The sequence below is a fragment of the Mesorhizobium sp. M5C.F.Ca.IN.020.29.1.1 genome (assembly GCF_003997375.1).
Classification (GTDB): domain Bacteria; phylum Pseudomonadota; class Alphaproteobacteria; order Rhizobiales; family Rhizobiaceae; genus Mesorhizobium; species Mesorhizobium wenxiniae.
On the sequence record NZ_RZSW01000267.1, the window covers coordinates 1 to 8,136 of the forward strand.

Here is an 8,136-nt window from a genome sequence, read left to right on the forward strand (position 1 = left end):
GCATCAGCCGGTGGTCGAGGATATCGCCGGCGCCGCCGTCATCCAGGTTGAAATAGGAATGCTGGGTGAGGTTGCACAGCGTCGGCTCCTCGCAGGTGGCGGTCATCTCGACGCTGAGCGTGCCGGGGATTTTCAACCTATAGGTGCAGGTCACGTCGAGCGCCCCGGGAAAGCCCATCGTGCCGTCGGGATCATGCAGTGTCAGCGTGACAAAATCCCTGCCATGCAGCGAAACCTCCCATGGCCGGTGCGAAAAACCTTGCGAGCCGCCATGCAGCGTGTGCTTGTCGAGGAAGTTGCGCTCGGTCTGGTAACGCTGGCCGGCGATAGTGAAGCGGCCATCGCGGATGCGGTTGGCATAGCGTCCGACGACGGCGCCGAAGAAGGCCGTATCCGTTTCATAAGATTCGAAATTGCCATAGCCGAGCACCAGCGGCGCATCGTGCCCGGCCAGGCGCAGATCCTGGACGATGGCGCCCAGCCCGATGATGTTGGCGGTGAGGCCGCCGCCGCGGATGGTGAAGCGGCGGACGGCCTCACCCGCTTGCGTCGTACCGAAGACCTCGCCGTCTTTCATCGCCATGCCCGAAACGCCAGTTGGTTGATCCATCCCCGCCTGGCCTCTCGGGCCGGCTTGGGTCTGTTGACGGTCAACAGGCCCTGCCAAATCAGAGGCCGAGGCCGCCGATGCAGACATATTTGGTGTCGAGATAATCCTCGATGCCCTGATGTCCGCCTTCCTTGCCGAGGCCCGATTCCTTGACGCCGCCAAACGGCGCCTCAGGCGTGGTGATGAGGCCTTCATTGACGCCGACCATGCCGTATTTCAGCCCTTCCATGACCCGGAAGGCGCGGCCGAGATCGCCGGTGTAGAAATAGCAGGCGAGGCCGAATTCGGTGTCGTTGGCAAGCGCCACGGCTTCCTCTTCGGTTTCGAACTTGAACACCGGCGCGACCGGGCCAAAAATCTCTTCCTTCATGAAGCGCATCTTCGGCGTGGCGTCGGCGATCACCGTCGGCTGGAAGAACGAACCGCCGAGCGCATGGCGCTTGCCGCCGGCGACGACCTTGCCGCCCTTGGCGGTGGCGTCGGCGATCAGCTCCTCGACCTTCTCGACTGCCTTCTCGTCGATCAGCGGCCCCTGCTGCACGCCATCTTCGAGGCCGGAACCGACCTTCAGCTCGTTGCTGGCAGCGGCGAGCTTCTCGACGAACTTGTCGTAGACGCCGGCCTGAACCAGGAAGCGGTTGGTGCAGACGCAGGTCTGGCCGGAATTGCGGTACTTGGCGGTGATCGCGCCGGCGACGGCACGTTCGATGTCGGCATCGTCGAAGACGAGGAACGGCGCGTTGCCGCCGAGCTCCATCGAGACCTTCTTGACGGTGACGGACGACTTCTGGATCAGGATCTTGCCGACCTCGGTCGAGCCGGTGAAGGTGATCTTCTTGACCAGCGGGTTGGCGCAGATCTCGTCGCCGATCTCGCCGGCGGCGCCGGTCAGGATGTTGATGACGCCTTTGGGGAAGCCGACTTCCTCGGCGAGCGCGCCCCAGGCGAGGCCGGAATAAGGCGTCTGCGAGGCCGGTTTGACCACCGCGGTGCAGCCGGCGGCAAGCGCCGGGCCGAGCTTGCGGGCCAGCATCGAGGACGGGAAATTCCACGGCGTGATGGCGGCGATGACGCCGACCGGCTCCTTGGTCACCAGGATGCGGCGGTCCGCCCAGGGCGACGGCACGACATCGCCATAGGTGCGGCGGCCTTCTTCGGCGAACCACAGGATGTAGGAGGCAGCCGAACCGATCTCGCCCTTCGATTCGAACAGCGACTTGCCCTGCTCGATGGTCAGCAGCTCGGCCAGCACATCCTGATTGTCCATCATCGCGTCATGCAGCTTACGCAACAACTTCGAACGCTCGAGCGCAGTGGTCTTGCGCCATGTCTTGAAAGCGGCGTCGGCGGCTTCGATGGCGCGGCGCGTCTCGACCCTGCCCGACTTCGGCACAGTGCCGATCTTGAGGCCGGTGGCCGGATTGTTGACGTCGACCGTCTGGCCGCTGTCGGCCTGCACCCACTCGCCATTGATGAGATTGGCCTGGCGCATGAAATGGCTGGTTTTCTGAAGCATGGTCTAGCCTCCGTTCGGCGCGCTGACGGGCCGCTATCTGGATTTCTTTGGTGGGCGTGCGCAATCGCATCGGTGCCGGCACGCCTGGAGCCACTGCTCTTTACCTAGGGCAAGCCCCGCAATCAATCGCAAGATGGCATATAGGGTTTGGGCCAGCGCAAGGCGAGGCCAACTTGCGCCCAAATTGCTATCCAAACACGTTGCTATCCAAACACGTGGACGACGACCATCAGCCAGAACGCCGTGGTGACGACCGCGCAGGCGGTGGCGATGGTCATCTGGTTCGATGCCAATGCCTGGCCGGTGTTGAACTGCGTCGCAATCAAGTAGGAATTGACCCCGGATGGCAGCGCGGCGGCCACGACCGCGACCTTCGCTGACAGCGGCGGCAGCCCGAACAGCCAGACCAGGCCGAGTGCAACGGCCGGCATCAGCAACAGCTTCAGCGCCGACAGCGCCAGCGCCGGCCGCACGTTGCCGGAGATGCCGAAACGGCACAGGCCAAGCCCCATGGCAAACAGCGCGACCGGTCCGGCGATGTTGGCCAATGCGTCGACCAGCCGGACGGCCAGCCCCGGCAGTGGCAGGCCGGTGATACGCCATGCCCATCCGGCCAGGATGCCGATGATCAGCGGATTGGAGAGCAGCTTTCGAAAGAAGCGCCGGATGATACGCAGCGGATGCACATGCTCGTCACCGCGGCCAAAGATTTCAAACAAGATGATCGACGCCATGATCATCGTCGGCAGATGCACGGAAATCAGCAGCGACAGCACTTCGAATCCACTTGGCCCGAATGTGCCGAGGACGAACGGGATACCGAGCAGGACGAGATTGGAAAACGCCGATGACACGCCGCCGACGACCCCCGCACGCGCGTCGCGCCCGAACACCCGCGTGATCACCAGATGGCCTCCAGCCCAGGTGACTGCGGCAGCCGTGAAATAGGCTCCCCAGAACGACCAGGGCGCGGCACCATGGAAATCGGCATTGACCATGGTGCGGAACAGAAGCAGCGGCATCGCCACCCCGACGGCGAATTCGGCGATGGCCTCGCCCGCCTCGGCCTTCAGATAGCCGGTGAGCCCGGCCAGATAGCCGAGCGCGACAAGGCCGAAGACAAAAAGGACAGTTTCGATGAGTGGAGACATTTTTCTCCTGATAGGCGAGCCGGGATTGCAGCGCAATCACCCCGCCTTACGAAGCGGTCTGTTCCCGCAAACAGCCGGGATTGGTCGTGCCTTGTTTTTCGACCGGCTTTGCCGTCCCTATATGCGGGCACCGGAACCCACCTCCGGTGACCGGAAAAGGACGTTTGATGCTTCGATTTGTGCTGGCGCTATTGCTGCTCGTCATTCCCGCGTCGGCCCATGCGACTGAAGCCGGCTGGGCGCTGTTGCGCGACGGCGGACATGTGGTGCTGCTTCGCCATGCCATGGTGACCGGCACCACCGATCCGGCGAATTTCCACATCGAGAAATGCGCGACCCAGGTCAATCTCTCGGTGCGCGGCAAGCAGCAGGCGCGCAAGATCGGCGCGCTGTTCGCCGCCCGCGCCGCGCCCGTCGAGCGCATACTGTCCAGCCGCTATTGCCGCTGCCTCGACACGGCCCGCATCGCTTTCAGGGCGGAACCCGAACCGTTCGCGCCACTTGACCTGCTGAAGACAGACGCGAGCGAGAAAGCCGCCCAGCTCGAGGCGATCATGAACGAGATCCGCGGCTATTCCGGTTCCGACAATGTGGTCATGGTCACCCATTTGGAGAACATCATGGCTCTGACCGGCATCTCGCCGCGCGAAGGCGAAGCCGTGATCGTCGAGCTGCAAGGCGACGGCCTGCGCGTGCTCGGCCGCGTCACCTTCTAATCTGCGCTGGAGACGGTTGAAGCGTTCGCTAGGGGTGAAAATCTTGCGCTGGTACCCTAAGCGGAATACCGGTTCCGACCCTTCTTTGCCATTGTTCGGAGAAAGTTGAAGGGGAAGCCGTGACCCGTTGCGGTCTTTCAGTTGCGAGCGTCGCTTGCTGGAGCTGCGTTAGTCGGTCGGGGGCCAATGGTATTTTTAATGGAACGCTAATATACATAGACGCTCGAACGAGCAGCGGCTGCCAAATACTTGAGGAATGCCATGCGAAGATTAATCTTCACGGCAATGTGTATCGCCACCGCGACAGCCGCTAGCGCCCACGATTGGTACGAGGACAAGGTTGACCCACAGACGAAATTCAAGTGTTGCGGTGGTTCTGATTGCCGCGCCATACCACGGTCTTCGGTGCGGTCCAGGATAGACGGTGGTTACACTTACTTGCCGCATAATTTCATCATCCCCCGGGACCGTGTACAGGAATCCCCGGACGGCCAATACCATATCTGCGAGAGTACCTACGTCGTAACTAATCAGCTGTATTGGCGTTGCTTTTTCGCACCTCGTGCCAATGTCTCTCTACTTCTCCCACGTTAATGATACTGCGCGTCGTGGCCGGAATCGACATCGGCAAGGTACGTAGCTGTGGCAAATTCAGTCGCGCCGCTCGCTGCCCTGAATAGACGTTCGCGTTCGCTACACGGGAAATCATCGGCCCCGAAAGCACGATGCCGTGGCTGCGCTCAAGATGGTTTGTCATCCTCCTCCCCGCCGGTTTCCGCCAGACCGTGGCTGTCCGCTGCGCCAAGCTCAAGCCCGTAGATGCGCTTCAATTGGCCGATCGTTTCCAGGGTCACCGGGGAAAACGGCGTCTGGCCTTCAAAAGCACGATGCCCTCGACGACGTCACTCAGGCTCATGTCGCGATGTTCGGCCAAGGCCCTGAGCACCTTCACGCAATGACCAGAGATGGGATGGTTGCGGCATATCGCCGGGAGGTTCCCGCGACCCTATTGCCCTGGCAGAACAGCCACCCCATCTGCGCCCGACGTATCAGGCCCTTTTCCTGCCCGGAAAAACCGATTAGACAGCGCGCAAACACATGCGGACAGATTCCGCCCGCAACCGAAGGAAAAGCCCTTGTCCACCACGTTCGACAAAGTAGCCAAGATCATCGCCGACACCAGTGAGATCGATATCGACACGATCACCCCTGAAAGCCACACTATCGACGATCTCGGCATCGACAGCCTCGACTTCCTCGACATCGTCTTTGCCATCGACAAGGAATTCGGCATCAAGGTGCCGCTGGAAAAGTGGACGCAAGAGGTCAATGACGGCAAGGCCTCGACCGACGATTACTTCGTCATGAAGAACCTGTGCGCCAAGATCGACGCTCTGGTCGCGGCCAAGAACGCCTGAAATGGTTCAGCCCGCGATCTTGATGCGCCTTCAAACCTGACCCACAACAACCGCCCATGAGTCCCCACCACGTCGTCATCTCAGGCATCGGCCTTGTCTCTTCGCTGGGCGAAGGTCCGGATGCGCATTGGCGCAAACTCGCCCAGCCCGGCCTGGAACCCGTGCTCGAAGCATCGCGCTTCTCGCCCTACACCATCCACCCGCTGCCGGAGATCGACTGGAACCTGCAGATCGCCAAGCGCGGCGACCAGCGGCAGATGGAAACCTGGCAAAGGCTCGGCACCTACGCCGCCGGCATGGCGCTCGACGACGCCGGCATCAAGGGCAATGACGAACTTTGCACGACCATGGACATGGTGGTGGCTGCCGGCGGCGGCGAGCGCGACGAAACCGTCGACGCCGACATTCTCGCGGCTTCGGAAAGCCGCAACGACCGTGACGTCCTGCTCAACGAGAAACTGACCACCGAGTTGCGGCCGACGCTGTTTCTGGCGCAGCTTTCCAACCTGCTCGCCGGCAACATCTCGATCGTTCACAAGGTGACCGGCTCGTCGCGCACCTTCATGGGCGAGGAAGGCGCCGGGGTCGCTGCCGTCGAGACGGCCGCCGCACGTATCCGCTCCGGCCAGTCGACGCATATCCTGGTCGGCGGCGCCTTCCAGACCGAGCATTCGGACATGCTGCTTGGCTATGAACTGGCCGGCTATCTGCATCGCGGCCCCTGGAGGCCGGTCTGGCAGAGACAAGGCCTGCAAGGCGGTGGCGTGGTGACTGGATCAGGCGGCGCGTTTCTTGTCCTGGAACAGCGCGAACATGCGATCAGCCGCGGGCGAAAGATCTATGCCGAACTCGGCCCCGTCATATCCGGACGCGCAAAACGCCGGCAGGGCGAACTCGATGCCGAGATTGCCGCCCTGCTCAGGCAGGCGGCATTGCCGAACGGCGAGTTGCTGACGATTTCGGGCGCTTCGGGTGCCCATACCGCTACTGCTGCCGAGAAATCGGCGCTCGACGCCAATCCGGCGATTGCCGCACGCGGCTTTTCGACGCTGACCGGCCACATGAAGGAAGCACAGTTTCCCTTCGCCGTGGCGCTGGCGGCACTGGCTGTCGAACGTAAGGCCGCCTACCCGGCTTTTGACCCCGCCACCGAGAAGCGGTTCAACGGCATTCCCAGGACCGTCCTTGCAACGGCGGTCGGCTATCACCAATTCGAGGGCTTGGCGTTGGTCAACGCCGCCGATTAAAGATCCGGGACAAGTCATGGCCAATCTGAACGACCACATGGGCAGGCCGATCGTCGCCGTCACCGGTATCGGCGTGGTGACTTCGCTGGGTGTCGGCAAGGCCGACAATTGGGCAGCGCTCACCGCGGGCAAGTCCGGCATCCATCCGATCACCCGCTTTCCGGTTGACCATCTGAACACCCGCATCTCCGGCATGGTCGATTTCCTGCCGTCGAGCTCCAAAGGCGCCAGTCTTCTTACCTACGATCTCGCCGAGATCGCCGCGCAGGAAGCCGTGGCCGAAGCCGGCCTTGATTCGGGCGATTTCGGCGGGCCGCTTTTCCTCGCCTCGCCGCCGGTCGAACTCGACTGGAGCGAGCGCTTTTCGCTCTACAATTCCGACAAGCACGACATCGGCGCCGAACGGCTGCTTCGCGTGGCGCGCGGCTTGAAGGAACTCGATGTTTTCGAAACCACCCAGTTCGGTTCGATCGCCGACCGGCTCGCCGACCGTTTTGGGACTCGCGGCCTGCCGATCACGCTGTCGACGGCCTGCGCCTCGGGCGCCACCTCGATCCAACTCGGCGTCGAGGCGATCCGCCGCGGCGAATGCGACAGGGCGCTGTCGATCGGCGCCGACGGCTCGGCAACGGCCGAGGCGCTGATCCGTTTCTCCCTGCTTTCGGCGCTCTCCACGCATAACGACATCCCCGAAAGGGCGTCCAAGCCGTTCTCCAAGGATCGCGACGGCTTCGTGCTGGCAGAGGGCTCGGGCGCGCTTGTGCTGGAATCGCTGCAGGCCGCACTGGCCCGCGGCGCGACCATCCTCGGCATCCTGCGCGGCTGCGGCGAGAAGGCCGACGATTTCCACCGCACCCGTTCGAAGCCGGACGGTTCGCCGGCGATCGCCGCCGTTCGCGCCGCCCTCGCCGATGCCGGCCTGGGCGAGGACGAGATCGATTATGTCAACGCTCATGGCACCTCGACGCCGGAAAACGACAAGATGGAGCATCTGTCGCTGTCGACCGTGTTCGGCGAGCGGATCGGCTCGATGCCGATATCGTCGAACAAGTCGATGATCGGCCACACCTTGTCGGCCGCCGGCGCCGTCGAGGCCGCGTTTTCGCTGATGACCATGCGCGAAAGCGTCATCCCGCCGACCATCAATTACGACAATCCCGATCCGGCGATCGTGCTCGACGTGGTGCCGAACACGAAGCGCAACGCCGAGGTTGGCACGGTGCTCTCGAACTCCTTCGGCTTCGGCGGCCAGAACACCTGCCTTGTCATGGCGCGGGAACCAGTCTAAGCGAGCTTTTTTCCCGCTCAACAGAACCGACAGGCCCGATGCGCGCATTGCAACTTATCGAGGACCGCCGCCTTGAAACGGTGGACCTGCCGCTTCCGCCGCAGCCTGCGCTGGGCGAAGTGACGCTGCGCGTCAAGGCCGTGGCGCTCAATCATATCGACGTCTGGGGCTGGCGCGGCATGGCCTTTGC

The 8,136-nt window shown here is 62.8% G+C and carries 7 protein-coding genes and 2 pseudogenes; 5 read left to right on the forward strand and 4 right to left on the reverse strand.

Annotated elements, in window-relative coordinates; all coding sequences use genetic code 11:
* The 3 genes and pseudogenes from EOA85_RS20515 to EOA85_RS20525 form a co-directional block, all read right to left on the reverse strand.
* Positions 1-583, reverse strand: a pseudogene (locus tag EOA85_RS20515) (galactose-1-epimerase); the annotation flags it as partial.
* A gap of 85 nt (positions 584-668) precedes the next feature.
* A complete protein-coding gene (locus EOA85_RS20520) occupies positions 669-2,126 on the reverse strand; it encodes an NAD-dependent succinate-semialdehyde dehydrogenase (RefSeq protein ID WP_065012184.1) in 1,458 nt (485 codons plus the stop codon).
* Between the two features lie 203 nt (positions 2,127-2,329).
* Complete coding sequence (locus EOA85_RS20525; protein ID WP_127210959.1) at positions 2,330-3,277, reverse strand: AEC family transporter; 948 nt, start codon at positions 3,275-3,277, stop codon at positions 2,330-2,332.
* Between the two features lie 167 nt (positions 3,278-3,444).
* Between EOA85_RS20525 and EOA85_RS20530 the strand changes: the two genes are divergently transcribed.
* Entirely contained in the window at positions 3,445-3,993 is a 549-nt protein-coding gene (locus tag EOA85_RS20530) for a histidine phosphatase family protein (protein WP_127210962.1), read from the forward strand.
* A gap of 526 nt (positions 3,994-4,519) precedes the next feature.
* On the opposite strand, the gene EOA85_RS37615 is transcribed toward EOA85_RS20530, so the two are convergent.
* Complete coding sequence (locus EOA85_RS37615) at positions 4,520-4,750, reverse strand: hypothetical protein (RefSeq protein WP_164759771.1); 231 nt, start codon at positions 4,748-4,750, stop codon at positions 4,520-4,522.
* Between the two features lie 379 nt (positions 4,751-5,129).
* On the opposite strand from EOA85_RS37615, the gene EOA85_RS20540 reads away from it, so the two are divergent.
* The 4 genes and pseudogenes from EOA85_RS20540 to EOA85_RS20555 all read left to right on the forward strand — a co-directional run.
* Positions 5,130-5,411 carry an acyl carrier protein gene (locus EOA85_RS20540; protein ID WP_006335407.1) on the forward strand — a complete coding sequence of 94 codons (282 nt, stop codon included), beginning with the start codon at positions 5,130-5,132 and terminating at the stop codon, positions 5,409-5,411.
* Positions 5,412-5,467: 56 nt separating this feature from the next.
* On the forward strand, positions 5,468-6,658 hold the full coding sequence (locus EOA85_RS20545; RefSeq protein ID WP_127210960.1) for a beta-ketoacyl-ACP synthase: 1,191 nt from the start codon (positions 5,468-5,470) through the stop codon (positions 6,656-6,658).
* A gap of 16 nt (positions 6,659-6,674) precedes the next feature.
* Positions 6,675-7,946: a beta-ketoacyl-ACP synthase gene (locus EOA85_RS20550; RefSeq protein ID WP_127210961.1), complete on the forward strand. Its 1,272-nt coding sequence runs from the start codon at positions 6,675-6,677 to the stop codon at positions 7,944-7,946.
* Between the two features lie 38 nt (positions 7,947-7,984).
* A pseudogene (locus tag EOA85_RS20555) lies at positions 7,985-8,136 on the forward strand (NADPH:quinone oxidoreductase); the annotation flags it as partial.